Source organism: Allosediminivita pacifica, assembly GCF_003054175.1.
Classification (GTDB): domain Bacteria; phylum Pseudomonadota; class Alphaproteobacteria; order Rhodobacterales; family Rhodobacteraceae; genus Allosediminivita; species Allosediminivita pacifica.
The window spans coordinates 1-16,463 of sequence record NZ_QBKN01000047.1 but is presented as its reverse complement, the minus strand read 5'-3'; the positions used below and the strand labels follow the sequence as shown (position 1 = coordinate 16,463).

Here is a 16,463-nt window from a genome sequence, read left to right as displayed (position 1 = left end):
CTCGCCATGCTCAGAAGACGCCTGAACGCGGGGTTGTCGTTATTCGGCGACCAGATTGCAGAAAATGGAAGGCGCTCGCCCTTGATCGGTCGAAAAACAAGTCCAGGATAGTTCGTCGCCGTCATCGCCTCGCTGACTACGGTCAAACCTCGCCCAATGGCAACCAATGACAGCAGGTTATCTCGACTTACGGATTGCACATGTATGTCAGGGTGACAACTGAGGTCTGCCAGCTTCCGTACCAGGTAGTCGTAGATTTCTTGGCCCGGGGCAGTTTCGCTGACCATGAAGGCCTCACAACTTAGCTCGTGCCAGTCGACTGCTGTCAGGATGGCTAACTCATGACGTTCAGGCAGGACAACGAAAACACCTTCTGACCACATAAAAGCGCTATCGCAATCTTGCCACGCTCTGGTTCCGGTTAGGAAAGCGACGTCGAGTTCCAACTGACGGATGGCAGCGAGGTGTTCTTCAGGGTTTCCATCGATCAGTTGGATCTGTACGTCATTGTGCTGATCCCCGAAGGAGCGGAGCAGTTCGGCTAGAAAGCCCGACGCAATCGATGAATAAATACCGATTTTTATACGGCCATTTTCTGATCTGCCAAGTAATGCAATTGCATTCAGGCTCTCATCTAACCCGCGAATTGTCTGACGTGCTCGAGGTAGAAACTGGTGACCGGCGCGGTTTAGGCTCACGCCGCTTCGATGACGGTGAAACAATGATGTTCCGAGCCGATCCTCAAGGTCGCGAATGCAACGGCTGACTGAGGACTGTCGGATACGCATAACGCTACCAGCCTTTCGGAAACTGCCATGATCAGCAGCGTTGACGAAGCATCGAAGGTGTCGAATCTCAATTTCACGTTTTCTCCTTTCCACTGTCCGACATCCTCTCGCACCTCGTGTTCAGGTCTTTTTCTGTGGAGCCCTACACTGACGAGCCGAACCTCAATCCAAGTCTTCAAACCTTGTTTCAAGGCGGCGTATGCTCTGCGTGGAAATGCTAGCGATTGTCAGACGGATTGAAGCGCAACAGTCGCAGGGCATTGAGCGTGACCAGCACCGTGGCCCCGGTATCGGCCAGGATGGCGATCCAGAGCCCGGTCAGCCCCAGCACGGACGTCACCAGGAACACGGCTTTAAGACCCAGCGCCAGGGCCACGTTCTGACGGATATTGGCCATGGCGGCCCGTGCAAGCCGGATCAGGGCCGGTACGTCCACCACCCTGTCGCGCAGGATCGCCGCATCGGCGGTTTCCAGTGCCACGTCGGTGCCCGAGCCCATCGCCACACCCACGTTCGCCTGCTTTAGCGCCGGTGCGTCGTTGATGCCGTCACCAATCATCATGACGCCGCCGGTTGCGCCCATCTCGCGGATCAGCCTCAGCTTGTCCTCGGGCATCATGCTGGCGTGGAATTCCATGCCGAGCTGCCCGGCGATGGCTTCGGCCGTGCGGGGATTATCGCCGGTCAGGATCACCGGCGCGATGTCCATCGCCCGCAGCTGGGCCATGGCCTCGGCGGCGTCGTTGCGCGGCTCGTCGCGCAGGGCGACGAGGCCAAGGGACTGGCCTGTGCGGAACACCGCGACCACCGTCTTGCCCTCGGTCTCCAGCCGCGCCGCGATCTCGGACTGGTCGTCGGCGATGCCCCCGGACTCCTCGGCGTGGCGAGGCGAGGACACCCAGGCCTTCGCGCCGCCCACCAGTGCCTCGACGCCCTTGCCGACGATGGCGCGTGCGTCGGTCGCCGGCAGGGCCTCGATCCCCGCCTCCTCCGCCCGACGCAGGATGGCATGGGCCAGCGGGTGCGACGATCCGGTCTCGACCCCGGCCGCGACGGCCAGCAGGTCGCTTTCAGACACGCCGGGCGCGGGCACGATGTCGGTCACCTTCGGTTTGCCGTGGGTCAGTGTGCCGGTCTTGTCGAAAGCGATCGCCAAAACCTTGGCGGCGGCCTCGATGACCGCGCCGCCCTTCATCAGAAGGCCCTTCCGGGCGCCCGAGGAGAGGGTTGAGGCGATCGAAGCCGGAACCGAGATCACCAGGGCGCAGGGGCAGCCGATCAGCAGCAGCGCGAGGCCGCGATAGATCCAGGTGTTCCAGTCGGCCCCGGTAGCGAGCGGCGGGATCAAGATGACCAGCGCCGCCAGCAAGACGATGGCGGGCATGTACCAGCGGCTGAACCGGTCGATGAACCGCTCAGTCGGCGCGCGGGCGTCCTCGGCCTCCTCGACCAGCTGAATGATGCGCGCAATCGTGTTGTCCGCTGCGGTTTTCGTCACCGTCACGCGAAGCGCGGCCTCGGTATTGATCGATCCCGCGAAAACCGATTCTCCCGGCCCCCGGGTAACCGGGACGCTTTCACCGGTCACGGGACTTTCGTCGATACCGCTGGTGCCCTCGGCAATCTCGCCATCGGCCGGGATGCGGTCCCCGGGGCGCACCAGAACGCGCTGGCCGACCTCGAGCTGGTCGGCCGGGACTTCGCGGGTCTTGCCGTCGATTTCCAGAAGTGCGGTCTTGGGCACCAGATTGGCCAGCGCCCTGATGCCGTCGCGCGCCTTGCCGGCGGCCACACCTTCAAGCACCTCGCCCACAGCAAAGAGGAACACCACAAGCGCCGCTTCCTCGGCTGCACCGATGAACAGGGCGCCGATGGCGGCGATGGTCATCAGGCTTTCGATGGTGAAGGGCTGCCCGAGGCGAACGGCCTCGAAGGCGCGCTTCGCCACCGGGGCGACGCCGATCACGCAGGCGAAGGTAAAGGCCCAGTAACCGTAGTCCGCCGAGGTCAGAAGCTCGAAACCCCATGCAAGGACAAGCAATGCCCCCGTGAAGATCACCAGCCGTCCCTTGTTGGTCTGATACCACGCCTTGCCGCGATCGGCGGGGTCATCATGCACATGACCGGGGCTGCCATGCCCGGCATCGGCCTTTGCAGACGACGGCCCTTTGTCACCGCCTTTGGCGTGGTCATGGCCGTGGTCGGCGTGATCGTGATCGTAGCCTTCGCAGTCAGCGCCATGAGTGTGAGCCTTTTTCGGGGCGTCGAGCGTATTCTCCGGCGACGACGCGCCACGCTGCGCAATCCCGTATCCGAGGCGCTTCACGATGGCCTCGATCTCGGCAGGGTCCGTACTGGCAGGCTCCAGATCCAGCGAAAGGCGCTCACTCATCAGCGCTACCTTTACGCCGCTGACACCCGGAAGGCGCTCGACGGCCTTCGTCACTTTTAACGTGCAGGCGGCACAATCCATGCCGCTGACAGTCCAGTCTCGGCGCTCGGCTCCACTCATTTTCTTTGCTCCTGGCCCGGCAACTGGCCGGGGCTATCTTTGACCGAGTCGGTTCTTACAGGCTATAGTAACTGTAGCTTCAAGTCCTTTTCGTTGCTGCGACGATTGCTTCGCCCACATTGTTCTCTGATCGATGTCGGTATCAGCGAACGGCTGCAATCTATTGGGAGTCTTCGCCTAGCTGATCGGGTTCTGTCGCGACCAGAGCTGCAGGAGATTCACTTCTGGCGGATGGGATGCTTTCCGCAACAAAATCCGGGACACCCCTTGATGCTATAGGGGCTGGAGGTTTTATACCGCATCCATCGCGTACAAGCGATCGAACCGGTTCACTGTGCATTTGGGAAACTTGAGATGCTGACGAGACGACACTTTATCCAGACAACTGCAGCGCTGCTCCCGTCGTCGGTCCCGACGCTTTCGTTTGCCAATAACTGGCCCAGCGAACAACAGAAAGCCGCTTGGGACGCAGAGGTCACCCCATTTGGCTATGATCCCGCGACCACGAACCCTTGGGGGCTGCATCCCAGGTTCCTTCCTCAACGGGTATTGGCGAACGACGAACTGCGTCCCGGAGATATCCATGTCGATGCCGTGGCAAGGTACCTCTACCACATAGAGGAAGGCGGTACCGCCATGCGTTATGGTGTAGCCATTGCCCAGGGGGATCTCTACGAGCCAGGTACGTACACGATCAAGCGCAAGGTCGAATGGCCCCACTGGCGGCCGACACAGAACATGATCGAACGGGATCCCCAGAATGCTCAGTATGCAGATGGCGTGGAGCCCGGCCCCGCCAATGCGCTCGGTTCAAGAGCTCTTTACCTGTACGTCGGCGACAGGGATACATATCTGCGGATTCATGGCACGCCGTATCCCGAAAGCATTGGCGGGCGGGCAAGCTCAGGCTGCGTTCGAATGGTGATGGCTCATATCAACGATCTGTTCGAAAATGTTGAGATCGGCTCGACAGCTTATCTTTACTCAGCAGAAGACAGCCTCGTGAGGCCGGGGTGACCTCTGGCCTTCCACCTGAGGCGTGGAAGGCCGGAAATCGCTTAAGATACCGGCTGCTGCACCACGCATATCGGGCGGCCGCCAGTTGCGCGAAGCGGCACGAGAGTGGTTTCCACTGGGCCGGCATGCATATACCAGTAACAATCGTCTTCGCTTTGCAGGCGAGCCGTCGACAAATCCTGATCGGGAGCGGCCATGGCAACAACATTCTCTGGAATATTGCCGATTTCATATCGATCGTTCTGGCCTTCCGTGTTTGTGATCCCGCAGCTGGCAAGCAGAGCGGAGGCGATAATCACCAGGGAACAGTTTCTGTACTTTGTTTGCATGGCTGCCTCTCTTGCCTCGTTTGCGCGCGGCTTGGTATGTTGCCAGGTCAAGGCGCTGTTCACTGCGCTCGCATCGATTGGATGCATGTTTCGTGAGAATCTATAGCTCTAGTATCTATAGATTTTGTCTATCTTTACGGCAACTCTGGCTGAGGTCAATCAAGTTTTCCGGACTATTGTGAGACGCGACGCCTCCCTGTCTGCGAACTGCGGCATCGCAGCCCGGCGAAGGTGTTACTTGGTAGGTGATGGACAAATAGCTCCAACTGCACCGCTCCTGGCCATAGACTGACATAAGGCATCCGAGTTAATTCTATACCCTCAGTGTTTTATAAGCTGTGTCAGGCGATCGATCAAGATGTTGTGGCGGCAGCCCCCGTTTGCCCTCTATCTAGATCCTGGGGCCGATCCGCTTCACCCGGTCCATTCGGCGTAAGACGCAAACTGCTTACCCTGATCGCTGTTCATGATCTCAGATGGATGGAAGCGGCGGAACGCCTTGTGTGGTGCTCCGACACAGAAGCTGGTCCCGAGCAGTGCCTTCTTACGATGATGGATCATCGTCGGATGCATACGGTACTCCGCGGCACATGCGTCACGGTGAGCTCACCCTTCACGGTCTCCAGCGCCAATGGAACCTGAAAGCCTGCTTCACGGTTCCTGCGTTTGGAGGTGTCCCGATCTCTGCTTCTTGGGTGGCCGCAGAGGTGAGATACTTGATTCCCTCGCCGTCCGGTCTTCCGGGAGTAACTAGCACCATTATTGAAGTCCTCAGGAAAGAAAACTCCAGAAACTCCCTTGAATCTACAGCCACTAGAGGAAGTATGTGCAGGACAGACGAGACCTAGAGGGATTCTCCATGTCCAGCCAGCCGAATTCCAACGACGAGCATGACAGCCGCGCCCAACACTGTGGCGGGCGCATCGGATACCACATCCACGACCTCGGGTCCGTCAATGATTAAGATCAAGCGTGCCACAGCGTCGATGCGGGGACTAAGCCACCGGCGCCTTCTGGCAAAGGCCACAGTTTCCTGGTGCACGGCTTCGACGACGCTGAAGGAGCCGCGCTTTTTCGCGGGCACTAACGCGTCCGGCGGCTTTACCGCGTTCGGCACGGCTACGATGTTGGGTGCCATCGCGTCCGGCGTCGGCGCGTCGTTGCTGGTCGTTAGCAACGCGCTGCGGTTTTGGAAGATGAGGGAAGAATCGTCTCCCCACAGCGGCGGTGCGGCTGTCAATGGCACCGGAAAGGTAGGGTTGGCACATGGTCATTGAACTGAAAGAGCCGGGGCGGGAGCCTGAACGGCGTCAGAAGGAAGCGAAAGAGAACGGAATGAACGCCAGAGGCGGAATGAGGTGCCCGGTCTGTGACGTGCCGCTGAGCATGTCGGAACGGCAGGGAGTCGAGGTAGACTTTTGCATGGAATGCCGTGGGGTCTGGCTGGACCGCGGCGAACTGGACAAGATCGTCGAGCGCAGCTCGCGCGAGTTCGCGGTCGGCAACGCCCCCGGATATGACAACACAATGCCCAGGGACTACGGCGGGCACGGCAGTCACAAGCAGCGCGGCTACCGTCGCAAATCCTGGCTGCATGAATTGTTCGACTGACCGCCGGAAGTGTTTCTGGCAGGATCTTCCCGGCGCGCGGCAGAGGGATGAAAACCTCTGACGGAAGAACCGCCGCGGCCGTCAGCCGCGGCGACGTCCTGGCCCCGGGGCTTATCGCCGTCCTTGGCGCAGCCTTGTGGGCTGGCAGCACATTCGTGCCGACCAGCCTGCCATTCTTTCTGCCATACGAGTTCTCATGGCTCATTTACCTTGCCATCAGCGTGTCGGGATACTGGTTCCTCAGAGGGTTGCGCAGGATGCCGGCCGATGACCGGCCGCCGGTCTGGCGCCGAGCCGCGTTCTTCGCGGGTCTGGCGCTGCTCTGGACGGTGACGCAGACCCAGTTCGAATTTCTCGCGCAGAGGATGTTCTTCACCAACCGGCTTCAGCACGTCGCCATGCACCACGTCGGCGCGATGCTCGTCGCGCTTGGATGGGCCGGCCCCGCCATCCTGGCCGGCGGGCCGGACTGGCTGAGACGGATCGTCGGGAACCGATACCTGCGCTCGACGGTGTCCGTGGTGCAGCATCCGGCCGTCGCGGTGCTTCTCTTCGTTGGCCTGTTCTATTTTTGGCTGATACCGCCCGTGCACTTCCGCGCGATGCTGGATCCGGTCCTGTATCAGGTGATGAACTGGTCGATGGTGGTCGACGGTATCCTGTTCTGGACGCTGGTGGTCGACCCCAGGCCCACAGGTGTCGCGCGGGTCAGCTACGGCGTTCGCGCCGCACTGGCGATCGGCGTCATGTTCCCGCAGATCGTTCTGGGCGCGCTCATCACCTTCGCGGAACGGGATCTTTTTCCGTATTACGCCTTCTGCGGCCGTTACTTTCCTTCGATCGGCGCGGTTGCCGATCAGCAGATAGGCGGAATCGTGATCTGGATCCCGCCGGCAATGATGAGCGTGATTGCTCTGCTGATCGTCGTCAGAAACATGATGCGAGAACAGGACGCAAAGCATCTCAGCCGCTGAGGAGACGTCTCAGATCGCGCGTGGCGGCGTCGATATCCGCATCGGTCGTGTCGAATTGCGGCCACATGACCCGTGCGGCGCCGGTGGCGTCGAAGATGTAGACCGATTTTCCGTGAGAGACGGCATAGTCGGGCTTGTCCGGACCCGGCCTGTCGACCCTGTACGTCACCTTCAGACGCCTCGCGAGGCGCGCGAGCTGATTGTCCGTTCCGCGCAGCCCCTGCGCCCGTGGCGTGAAGGCCGAAACATAGTCCGCCATCGCGGGGAGCGTGTCCCGCAGGGGATCGACCGTGACGAAAAGCACGGTGATCGCCTCCGCATCGTCCCCGAGCCTGTCCAGGACGGCGCTCAGGTTTGCCAGCGTCATCGGGCATATGTCAGGGCAGAAGGTGAACCCGAAGAACATTGCGACAACCTGCCCGCGATAGTCCGCTTCGGTCACGGCCGCGCCGTCTCGGGCGCGGGTCATCGCAAAGGCCATCTCGGGCAACAGGCCGGTGACATCCTTGCCGTACCAGCCGCCATCGTCACAGGCCGACAGGGGCAACAGTGCCCCGGCCAAGGCCAGGCGGAGGATGTCCCGGCGGGTCGCAAGCCGTTCAGAACGGGGCATAGACGACAACAAGCGCAACTGCGAACGCACCGCCCAGGAACAGGCAGCCGACGGCGGAGAGGATGAGGAGCATATTGCGGTTTTCACGTTTCTTCAGTGCGCGAAGTTGTTTTGCCGTGCCTGGGTTGGCGGCTTCGTTCATGCGGTCCTCCGGGACGGTTCTGATGTGCGTTCGGGACGCTGACCTTCAGGTGCCATCATCGGTCAGCCGATCTCGGTTGCATTCCTAAATAGCTATCCAGAACAGATGGATAGACAGTAACGGCTGCCTCATCGAGGAGGCGGGCTTGAAGGCTCGCTGCGAGTTCGTCATGTCTCCTTTCGCGCAAAAGGTCTTCAATGTATGGCCGCGCTTCTTCGAGCGATACCGGCTGGGCTTCGGTGCGTTCCAGAACCTCGACGATGTAGAGACTGTCGCCGAGTTCGAAAGGCTTGCCGATCTCGCCCGGATCAAGTGCCATGACCGCCTGATGGAATGGGTGATCGAACATCTCTGACAGCGGGTCAGCACCCTCACCGACCCAGCCGCTCAGTTCTCCGCCCGTTCCCGCACTGTCGGAATCCTCGGAGTAGTCTCGCGCGACGATTGCGAATTCCTCGGCTTTGCCCAGGAAGCCGGGGACCAGCTTCGCGTAGGCTTCGTCCGCCCGTTCGCGCGCGCGAGCTTTTTCGTCCGCGGTACTGCCCAAACCGATGCGGACATAACGGACTCTGGCTTTTGGCGGGTAGGCAATCAGGTCGCTGTTTCGGCTGTAGTAGTCCTGGATATCCGCGTCGCTCACCACGACCTGGTCGTCAACCTCTTCCTGCTCCATCATTTGTGCCATCAGTCGCAACCTGGATTCGTCGGCCTGCGGCCGCGTCTTCACATCGAGAAGCTGATCGTAGGTGTCGCTGACCAGCAGCATTCTGTCGATCAGGTCGTCCGCGAGGCGCTTCATACCGTCAGGGGCACTGTATTCAAGCCTTGACCCGCGGGGCAGTTCCCGGAACTCGTTGTAAAACTGTCCGAGGCTGTAACGCTCGCTCTTGATCGTGAACAGCGTCTTGTCGCCGTTCGCCGCGAACCAGGCCTCCTCCTTCCGCTGCGCGACGGCTTCGGCGACCTCCGCACGGACCTCGGAGAGCTCCCGTGTCCGGGCCGGCCTGGACTCGACGAGGCGCACGACATAAAACGCGTCTTCCGTCTGGAAGACGCTGGCGAGTTCGCCCGGCACCAGCGCGAACACGGCCGTCTCCCATTCAGGCGCCTCGGTGCCCTCCGCGACCTCGCGGCCCGACGTCTTCCTGGTTCCCTCCTTGTCGGCAGCGGCTTCGGTGAATGTCGCTCCTCCGCGAATCCGCAAGAGGGCGTCGGCGGCTTTCTGGCGCGCCGCGTCCCCGAACGAGGCAATCGGAAACGCAAGTTCATCGACGATCACGCTCCGGGTCAGTTTGAAGCTGTCCCGGTTCTCATCGTAGTATCGTCGCAGTTCGTCGTCCGTGGGCGATGGCACTTGCAGAAGGTCGTAGTTCCTCGTGATCGAGGCGTTTGACCTGAGGCGCTCGACATAGGATGCGACGTAGTCAGGTTCGCGCCGGGCCTTCAGCGTCCGGCTGATACCTTCCCGCGCTTCCTCGAAGGTCTGGCCGGCAAGGGCGGCCCGGTTCGCGTCATAATAGGCGCGAAGGTCGCTCTCGCTGACCGTAAGCTCTTCTTCATGAATCTGGTCGGACAATGCGGCAAGCGACAACTCTTCGTCGATGTGCTTCGCGGCATGACGGAACGATTCGTCGCCTTGCGGTTTGCGTTCGGCGGCCCATCGCAGGACGATCCGGTCCGAGATCAGGTCCTCGACCACGCCGATGATGGCGTTCGGCGATCGCATCAACACATCGGCGTCCTCGCTTGACATCATCTTCATGTGCGCCGCGATGTCGTCCAGCGTGATCCTTCCCCCGTCATATGTCGCGACCACATCCGGTGCCGGCGGAGTCTCGGCCACCTGATCTCCGGATGCATAGTACCAGACCATCACGGTAACGATGCCGATGGCCCCGGCAAGTCCGCCCATCCGCCAGTGGCGTTTCCCAGAGCCGCGCGATGGCCGGGTTTCGGGCGCGGGTCTGGCGCTGTCGCCGGATGTGTCGCGCGTGGTTTCCCGATCCGCGCCGGCGGTGCCGTCAGCCGATGGCCGCGTGATTCCGGAACCGTGGGTTTCCGGTTCCTCCGAGGCGGCTTCTGTCTCCGGCTCCGAATCCGCCCGGCCGCGCAAGCTGGCGATCACGTCCTGCCAATTTTGTTTCCAGCCCCCGGCCATGCTACCGAAGCCCGGCCGGCGAAAGGATCGGGCCAGAGGACTCCTGGCCGAAGAGCTTGAGGTTGAAGCGTCCTCCCCGTTCTGTATCAAGGGCATAGACGCGGACCCGGGGAAGGATCTTCTCGATCGTATCGAGAAACATGCGATACCGGGTCACGTCTTCGCCGAAGGCGACCGAGTTGCTGCGATACTCGGCCAGAAGATACTCGAAGGCCTGGGCCGCGCCGGTGGCAGACGCCAGGACGCCGGACCTGTAGGCCTGCGCCTCGGCCGCCAGTTGCTGCGCCTCGCCACGGGCTTCGGGGATCAGGCTGTTCGCGTAGCCGCGCGCTTCGTTTATCATCCTGGCCTTTTCCTCTCTGGCCGTGTTCACGCCCGAAAAGGCATCGGCGACGTCCTGTGGCGGGAAGGCCTTCTGCAGGTCGATGCCCACGATCGCCAGCCCGCTGCCGTAGGCATCGAGGCGCCGCTGGGCCTCGTCGCGGATCGACTGCTGAAGCGACTGGCGGCCGCTGGTGAGAAGCGCGTCCACGGGCAGTCCGGTCACGAGTTGCGTCACCGCGCCGCGAAGCGCGTCGCGCACGGTAAGATAGGGTGCATTGCCGATGTTCAGCAGATAGTCCGCCGGATCCCGAACCTGATACTGCGCGATCACTTCGATATCCACGACATTGGTGTCGCCCGACAGCGCCTGAAGTTTCGACGGGGGCTCGGGGTGGCTGTGATCTTCCTCCTTCGAGTCGATGCCGACCTGTTCGCGGCGCACCGTGCTGACGTTGACGACATCCACGCGGTCGATGGGCCAGGGCAGCCGGTAGTGAAGCCCCGGCTGCACACGTGGCGCGACGACGGCGCCGAAACGCCGGACCACAGCGGCCTCTCCCGGTTCCACCGAGTAGACGCCCGTGGCGAGATAGACGGCCAGACCCGATGCGAGCAGCCCCCAGACCAGATAGGCCGGCCGGAAGTGGCCAAGCGCGACCCGCATGTCTGCGACGGGCGACTCGGCGCCGGTGGCAAGGCCGCGGGCTGCTTCCGCCGCGGCGTTCCGAACCCGTCGGGCGCGGCTCTTCCACCTGCCAGCCGGCCTGGACGCCGGGTCGTCATGCGAGAGAGGGGTGTCGTCGCTCATGGCCGGACCCCCGGCGCAGTGCTCCGGCCTGTATCCGCTTCGGCATCGGCAACGTTGCTCGGACCTGCGGAGGGGGGCGGTTGCAGCACGCTGCGCGGATCGAGATAGCGTAACAGCTCAGAGTCGGACGGCAGGATAAGGGTCGTGCCGTCGTCGATGAACTTGTCGTAGGATTCCAGCGTCCGGGAAAACTGGTAGAACTCCATGTCCTTGCCGAACGCCCCTGCGTAGATGGATACCGCATCCGCGTCGGCGCGGCCGCGCGTCTCGGTGGCGTCCTGGCTTGCCGCAGCCAGGATCGCCGCCTTTTCCGTATCGGCCTCTGCCCTGATCCGGGCTGCTTCCTCGGTCCCTTCGGAGCGAAACTGCCGCGCTATGGCTTCGCGCTCGGACCGCATCCTCTGGAATACGCTCGAAAGGTTAGCGGGCGGGAAGGTCAGTTCCTTGAGCTGCACGTCCGTTACGGTGAACCCGTAAGGCTCCGTCCGGGCCGCGGCGCGCTCGCGCACCGCCGCCAGGGTATCGGGAAGTTTGACGTTGGAGGTATCTACTGTAACGAGTTGACCCAGCTCGACCTGCCCCAGCGCCGCACCCAGTTCGGAGCGCACGATATCATTCAGCCGCAAGTCCGCGCCGCGCAAGTCGCGGACGTTCTTGACGAAGGCGAGCGCATCGGTCACGCGCCATGTCGCGTAGGCTTCCGCGACGATGTTCTTTTTGTCGCCGCTGAGAAACTCGGTTCGTGGCAGTGTGTAGACCTGTAACTGATTGCTGATCTTGACGACGCTCTGCACCGGATCGGGCAGCTTTGCATAAAGCCCGGGTTCGTTAATGATCCTCACGGGGTTGCCGAACTGGGTAACGATGGCATCCTCGGTGGTATCGACCTGAAAGTAGACCAGGCTGACGGCCAGGAACGCAAGCGCCAAAGCCCCGAAGCCAAGAAAGCGAAGGATTTTCATTTTTGGGGTACCCCACGTGTTTTCTGATTGATCAGGGCTGCAAGCGCCGGCTGGATGGCTGCGGGAGCCAGAGATCGGTTGTGTCCGGCGTGGTGGCCGGATCGACGATCAGTTTGCGAACGCCGTTCAGAGACCGCTCGACAGCTTCCAGATACAGTCGCTGACGCGTGATCTCTGGTGCCTTCGAGTAAGCGGTCTGACGCGCAACGAAACTCGCGGCTTCCCCGGACGCCCGCGCGAGCCTCTCGGCTGCGTAGGCCTGCGCGGACTGACGCATTCGATCCGCATCGCCGCGGGCCACGGGCAACACTTCGTTTCGGTAGGCGGTCGCCTCGTTGACGAAAGTGTTGCGATCCTCGCGTGCGCTTGCAACATCGCGGAACGCCTCGGCGACTTCGCGCGGAGGCGCGCTCTCGAGGAGCTGTACGCCCGAGACGCGCAGCCCGCTTTCGTTCCGGTCAAGCGCGGCCTGCGCGGTGGCCATCGCTTTCTGCTCGATTTCGGTCTTGTCGACAGTCAGCAGCGCGTCCACGGATTCGCCGGCGACGACGCCGCGGAAAGCGGCGATCGACGTCTCCATCACCAACTCCTCGGGATCCGCGACATTGAGAAGATAGGCGGCAGGATCCTGTACCGTGTAATGAACGCTTGCCCGCACCGAAATCAGGTTCTCGTCGCCGGTCAGCATCTGGGTTGGCGGTGTCTCGATCCGGCGCACCTGATCGGAGGCGACAACATCGACGCGCTCGACAGGCGCTGGCCAACGGTAGTGCAGGCCGGGTCCGGTCCGGGCGACGACCGCGCCGAACCGTCGGACGACCGCCGTCTCGCCTGGCTGCACGGTGTAAAAGCCGCTAACGAGAAACAGCCCCGCAATGAGAAACGCACCGGCGAGAACGACCGCCCGAAGATTGACATGCTTCGGGGCGGTCACCCCGGTCTCGCCCTCCAGATCCAGGAGGCGCCGCTGTCGCAGAGCCGCGATGGCCGAGGCGGCGATCTGGAACCCCGACAGGAAGACCATCACGGCAACGATCGCCGCCGCCGCTAGATCGAGTTTCGACAACCCCAAAGCGGAGCCGGCCAGTCCAACGACGACAACGATGGAGGCATAAATGTCGACCTGAGAGTGGTAGCCGCTCGCGATCAGGGCCGGCGACCCCGTCTGGCGGCCAACGTAAAGTTTATAGCGGGCGATCACATAGGCCACTGCGACGGTGACGAGCGAGGCCAGCGTGATCGGGACCAGGTTCCGAAGTTCCGCGCTTGTCCCGGCCAGGACGTCGATAACGATCTCGATGCCGACATAGAAGATCGCTCCGGAAACGATCAGGGCTATGAGGTTTTCCAAGGCGCCTACGCCCTGCCGCACCGGATCAGAGCCGCGGATCCGGCGGCTGAGGTACAGCCCGGCAAGGACAAAAAGGCCGATAGCCAGGTCCGTCAGCGAATGCAGGGCGCTGGATCGCAAAGCAATGCTTCCGGATACGACCGAAAGCCAGAACTTGAACAAGATCAGCAGAACGTTGATCACGGCCGTGATGAGTACTGTGCGTTCCTTGCGGTCCATCGTTCGGAAGACCTCTCTCTCGTTTCCTTGACCGGCTTTGATAGACGAATGGCGCACTGAACATCGGTGAGGTTTCCATTCGCGCTGACAGTCCCTTTAGGAGAAGGTTGTTTCACTCCTTTGTCGCTAGGGTAGGATTTTCTGACGAACGTTATCGAACTGCCCAGTTGTAAAACCTTGACACATCTTTTTTCGGGACGCCTCGTCGTGTCGCGGGTATCAGGAGGTCATGACAGAGCATCAGGCACACATTCTAGTCGTCGATGACCACCACGAGATCCGCGAGCTGGTTGCCGGACTTTTGTCTCGGGCCGGATACAGTGTGAGCAGCGTCGCGGACGGCGTCCAGATGCGCCGTCTTCTCAAAGTCCAACAGATTGACCTTGTCGTTCTCGACCTCATGCTTCCCGGCGATGACGGGCTGACGCTCTGCCGGGATCTTCGCGCCAAATCCGAGGTGCCCGTGATCATGCTTACCGCAAGGGGAGAGGAGTTCGACCGGGTGCTCGGGCTTGAAATGGGAGCGGACGATTACCTGGCCAAGCCCTTTGGCGGCCGGGAACTGATCGCACGGATCCGCGCCGTTCTAAGGCGGGCACGAGCACTTCCCGTGGGCGAAAGCAAATCTTCCGTCGCAGCGTGGCGTTTCGACCGTTGGATCTTTGATCTTTCCGCAAGGAGGCTAAGGTCCGTTTCCGATGTGGTCGTGCCCCTGAGCACGTCTGAATTCAATCTCCTGAGAGTCTTTATCGAAAGACCGGGAACGGTGCTGACCCGGGAACAGTTGCTCGATCTGACCCGCGGTCGAGATGCCGACTTTGTTGACCGGAGCATAGACACGAGAATCAGCCGCCTGCGCCGGAAGATTGAGCTAGACCCTCAAAATCCCGAAATCATCAAGACCGTATGGGGCGGCGGATACATCTTTTCAGCTGAGGTGGTCCGGGGATGAGGCGCCTCTTGCCGAAGAGTCTCGTCGGTCAAACAGCTGCCGTGTTAATACTCGGGCTGATCGCTACCCATTTGCTGACAATCATAATTTTCGAGGAACATCGCAGGGTCGTCCTAAACGAGACCGAGCAACAACATATCGCACAACTCGTCGCGGCGATTTCCGACATCATTCTAAGTGTACCTGATGATGATCGCGAGTTGGTCGCGCGCGCCTCCGAAAGTCATAGCTTTCGAGTCTCCTTGGTGCCTATCACCCCTTCTTCGGTTAATGTGGTGGACGACCCGCAGTCTGCCCGCCTTGGCGAACTGCTCAAGCGTCGGATACAAACGGCCGTGGATGAGCCAATCCAAGTGGAAATCGGCGAGGCCAAGCCACGGGATGAACTGTCAGTCAACGCAACGATCATTGAATGGCTTCAAACGCGATTGCTGCGCATGGCTACGGGACATGATCAGGATACTGCGCTCCTTGTTTCGGTGCCGCTACCGACGGGTGAACGGATTGATTTCACAACCATGCTACCCCTAGCGGCGGCTCCCGGATGGCCAAAAGTGGTCGCAACGACGGGAATCTTTCTTTTCGCTGTCCTTCTGCTTTCCGTCTGGACAGTCAGACGGCTGCTCTTGCCGGTGCGGGTCTTTGCCGACGCGGCAACTTCATTCTCTCAAGACGTTCAGGCGCCGTCCCTGCCTCTGACCGGACCGTACGAACTTCGTGAGGCGATAGGAGCATTCAATGAGATGCAACTCCGTATCCGTTCACAATTCGAACAACGCACACAAATGCTTGCCGCCATCTCGCATGATCTGCGAACGCCGCTTACGGTCGCTCGGCTGAGGGCCGAGACAATTGACGAATCTGATGTCCGGGAGCGGATCGTCAGTTCGCTTGCCGAAATGGACCAGATGCTACAGACCACTCTCGCCTTCGCTCGCGAGGGAACCGAAAGCGAATCGACTAGCATGACGAACCTTGGTGCCCTTGTTGAAGCGATTTGCGATGATTTGGCAGAGTTGGAGTATGATGTGACGGCGGCGATTCCGGACGGTATTATTTTGCCTTGCAGGCCCGTAGCCTTGAAGCGTGCTCTGACGAACCTGATTGAGAACGCGATACGTTATGGCACTTGCGCAGTTGTCGATGTTCGGTCCGATGCCCAGGCAGCCGAAATTGTCATTGCCGACAGCGGCCCCGGTATCCCGGCCAAAGACTTGGAGCGAGTATTCCTTCCGTTTCATCGACTGGATGCTTCACGCAATCGAGAGACCGGAGGCCTGGGGTTGGGACTGGCAATAGCGAAGAGAATTGTAGAGTCTCACGGTGGCCAAATACGGCTCTCCAACCGAGATGTGGGCGGGCTGGAAATCCGCGTCAGTTTGCCGGTGCATTTCACCAAAGAGCTTCAAGACGTCAAGTAGCGAGCCGTCTGCATCTTCGGATCGGTCTGCTCGCCGAGAACTGCGCCGATCAGGTGGTTCCTCTCCGTCAAAACCTGGACCTGTGAAGACACTCGGTGCGCAATGCTTAGAATGCATAGACGATCGTCACCACTGTGGCCATTACGATCGTGAACATCGCAAAAGCGCACAGAGCGAGAGTCCGACCGTAACCGACCGGTTGATACCGTCGCCTGATCCTACGACTTCCAGTTCCACGGGAGCAGTTCGTCGAGGCGGTTGATCTTGTGATCGTGGATACGG

General features: G+C 61.0%; 15 protein-coding genes and 1 pseudogene. 6 read left to right on the top strand and 10 right to left on the bottom strand.

The window, feature by feature from the left end; translation table 11 throughout:
* The 3 genes and pseudogenes from C8N44_RS21710 to C8N44_RS21705 form a co-directional block, all read right to left on the bottom strand.
* The coding region (locus C8N44_RS21710; RefSeq protein WP_425352948.1) for a LysR family substrate-binding domain-containing protein at positions 1 to 698 on the bottom strand (698 nt) is incomplete at its 3' end.
* A gap of 39 nt (positions 699 to 737) precedes the next feature.
* A pseudogene (locus tag C8N44_RS24225) lies at positions 738 to 881 on the bottom strand (LysR family transcriptional regulator); the annotation flags it as partial.
* A 124-nt stretch (positions 882 to 1,005) separates the two neighbouring features.
* On the bottom strand, positions 1,006 to 3,300 hold the full coding sequence (locus C8N44_RS21705; RefSeq protein WP_107978833.1) for a heavy metal translocating P-type ATPase: 2,295 nt from the start codon (positions 3,298 to 3,300) through the stop codon (positions 1,006 to 1,008).
* A gap of 354 nt (positions 3,301 to 3,654) precedes the next feature.
* Between C8N44_RS21705 and C8N44_RS21700 the strand changes: the two genes are divergently transcribed.
* Positions 3,655 to 4,317: a L,D-transpeptidase gene (locus C8N44_RS21700; RefSeq protein ID WP_076623832.1), complete on the top strand. Its 663-nt coding sequence runs from the start codon at positions 3,655 to 3,657 to the stop codon at positions 4,315 to 4,317.
* Positions 4,318 to 4,358: 41 nt separating this feature from the next.
* Here C8N44_RS21700 and C8N44_RS21695 read toward each other — a convergent pair whose 3' ends face one another.
* Complete coding sequence (locus C8N44_RS21695; RefSeq protein WP_076623833.1) at positions 4,359 to 4,646, bottom strand: hypothetical protein; 288 nt, start codon at positions 4,644 to 4,646, stop codon at positions 4,359 to 4,361.
* Between the two features lie 956 nt (positions 4,647 to 5,602).
* On the opposite strand from C8N44_RS21695, the gene C8N44_RS24220 reads away from it, so the two are divergent.
* The 3 genes from C8N44_RS24220 to C8N44_RS21680 are packed head-to-tail and all read left to right on the top strand — an operon-like array spanning position 5,603 to position 7,231.
* On the top strand, positions 5,603 to 5,923 hold the full coding sequence (locus C8N44_RS24220) for a hypothetical protein (RefSeq protein WP_146178898.1): 321 nt from the start codon (positions 5,603 to 5,605) through the stop codon (positions 5,921 to 5,923).
* Positions 5,913 to 6,257 carry a TFIIB-type zinc ribbon-containing protein gene (locus C8N44_RS21685; protein WP_308420229.1) on the top strand — a complete coding sequence of 115 codons (345 nt, stop codon included), beginning with the start codon at positions 5,913 to 5,915 and terminating at the stop codon, positions 6,255 to 6,257. Before C8N44_RS24220 ends, C8N44_RS21685 begins: the two co-directional genes overlap by 11 nt.
* A gap of 47 nt (positions 6,258 to 6,304) precedes the next feature.
* Complete coding sequence (locus tag C8N44_RS21680; protein WP_083697820.1) at positions 6,305 to 7,231, top strand: cytochrome c oxidase assembly protein; 927 nt, start codon at positions 6,305 to 6,307, stop codon at positions 7,229 to 7,231.
* On the opposite strand, the gene C8N44_RS21675 is transcribed toward C8N44_RS21680, so the two are convergent.
* The 6 genes from C8N44_RS21675 to hflK (C8N44_RS21655) are packed head-to-tail and all read right to left on the bottom strand — an operon-like array spanning position 7,221 to position 13,808.
* Positions 7,221 to 7,844, bottom strand: coding sequence for an SCO family protein (locus C8N44_RS21675; protein ID WP_093411684.1), 624 nt, complete (start codon positions 7,842 to 7,844; stop codon positions 7,221 to 7,223). The genes C8N44_RS21680 and C8N44_RS21675 overlap by 11 nt on opposite strands.
* Complete coding sequence (locus tag C8N44_RS23490; RefSeq protein WP_158274126.1) at positions 7,831 to 7,986, bottom strand: hypothetical protein; 156 nt, start codon at positions 7,984 to 7,986, stop codon at positions 7,831 to 7,833. Before C8N44_RS23490 ends, C8N44_RS21675 begins: the two co-directional genes overlap by 14 nt.
* 55 nt (positions 7,987 to 8,041) lie before the next feature.
* Positions 8,042 to 10,144 (bottom strand): peptidylprolyl isomerase, encoded by a 2,103-nt coding sequence (locus tag C8N44_RS21670; RefSeq protein WP_107978831.1) that lies wholly within the window; start codon positions 10,142 to 10,144, stop codon positions 8,042 to 8,044.
* 1 nt (position 10,145) lies between these two features.
* Positions 10,146 to 11,276, bottom strand: a complete 1,131-nt coding sequence (gene hflK, locus C8N44_RS21665; RefSeq protein WP_107978830.1) for an FtsH protease activity modulator HflK — start codon at positions 11,274 to 11,276, stop codon at positions 10,146 to 10,148.
* Positions 11,273 to 12,238 carry a protease modulator HflC gene (hflC, locus tag C8N44_RS21660; protein WP_107978829.1) on the bottom strand — a complete coding sequence of 322 codons (966 nt, stop codon included), beginning with the start codon at positions 12,236 to 12,238 and terminating at the stop codon, positions 11,273 to 11,275. The genes hflK (C8N44_RS21665) and hflC overlap by 4 nt, the downstream gene beginning before the upstream one ends.
* 31 nt (positions 12,239 to 12,269) lie before the next feature.
* On the bottom strand, positions 12,270 to 13,808 hold the full coding sequence (hflK, locus tag C8N44_RS21655) for an FtsH protease activity modulator HflK (RefSeq protein ID WP_107978828.1): 1,539 nt from the start codon (positions 13,806 to 13,808) through the stop codon (positions 12,270 to 12,272).
* A 229-nt stretch (positions 13,809 to 14,037) separates the two neighbouring features.
* On the opposite strand from hflK (C8N44_RS21655), the gene C8N44_RS21650 reads away from it, so the two are divergent.
* Positions 14,038 to 14,760: a response regulator gene (locus C8N44_RS21650; protein WP_076623841.1), complete on the top strand. Its 723-nt coding sequence runs from the start codon at positions 14,038 to 14,040 to the stop codon at positions 14,758 to 14,760.
* An 8-nt stretch (positions 14,761 to 14,768) separates the two neighbouring features.
* Entirely contained in the window at positions 14,769 to 16,181 is a 1,413-nt protein-coding gene (locus tag C8N44_RS21645; RefSeq protein ID WP_158274125.1) for an ATP-binding protein, read from the top strand.
* Positions 16,182 to 16,463: the final 282 nt, after the last annotated feature.